General features: G+C 65.4%; 1 protein-coding gene. It reads left to right on the forward strand.

Features of this window, described 5'->3' with window-relative positions:
* On the forward strand, positions 1-1,026 hold a 1,026-nt coding region (locus tag GY769_17380), incomplete at both ends, for a transposase (GenBank protein MCP4203692.1).

The raw sequence follows: 1,026 nt of genomic DNA on the forward strand, positions 1-1,026 counted from the left end.
CACCATCACACTGATCCGTTCGGCGATCCGCTCGCTGTTGAGAGTGGCCGAGGAGGAGCTGGAAAGCGAGTTGCGAGGAGTCCTTGCCAGCGGCGATGACTACGCCACGAGCGCCAAGCCTCAAATCGACTGGGACGACACGGATGCGCGCGAGGAACTCATCGACTCGCGGGCTCGCGATGCTTTCGCCTGCCTGCTGGTTCTTGAGGGTCGCGCGCTGAGCGCCGAGGTCAAAGAGGCCGCCGAGCTGTTGGCCACCGTGGTCGGCCAAGAGCTCGAGGAGACCGAGGACGGCACGTATCGCATCGCCCGCCGAGTGGCCAAAGATCGTGTGATCTCGACTGTGGATCCGGAGGCACGCCACGGTCACAAGAGCGCGTCGCAGGGTTTCGATGGCTACAAGGGCCATCTGGCTTTGGATCCCGACAGCGAGATCATCACTCAGACCGCGGTCAGCGCGGGTAACGCGGGTGACGCCAGCGTCGCAGCCGACCTCATCGACGACCTTGTAGGTAGCGAGGTCGCGTCCTCTGACGCAGGCGATGCCAGCGCCGGCTCCGAGCCGGAGCGCAGCTACGCGGATGAGCCAGAATCCGAACGTCCGAAAGTCTACGGCGATGCGGCCTACGGCACCGGCGAGTTTCTCAACCATCTCGAGAAGGAGGGCATCGACTCGGGCTGCAAAACCCAGCCTCCTAGCAATCGGGACGGTCTGTTCCCGAAGAGTGACTTCCAAGTCGACCTCGACACAGACACCGTGACCTGTCCCGCCGGGCTCACCGCCCCGATCCGCCGCACGGCGGACGGCGGGGGGATCGCTAGCTTTGCCGGTGCATGCGCCGATTGTCCGTTGCGAGCGGAGTGCACCCAGGCCGCACGTGGCCGCAGCATCCGAGTTGGACCTCATGAGGGGCACCTCGCTGAAGCTCGCCAGCGGCAGCAGGATCCCGACTGGGCAGCCGACTACCGAGCCACCCGCCCCAAGGTCGAACGTAAGATCGGCCACCTGATGCGGCGCCGACATGG

This window comes from bacterium, from assembly GCA_024224155.1.
In the GTDB taxonomy this organism is placed as follows: Bacteria; Acidobacteriota; Thermoanaerobaculia; order Multivoradales; family JAHEKO01; genus CALZIK01.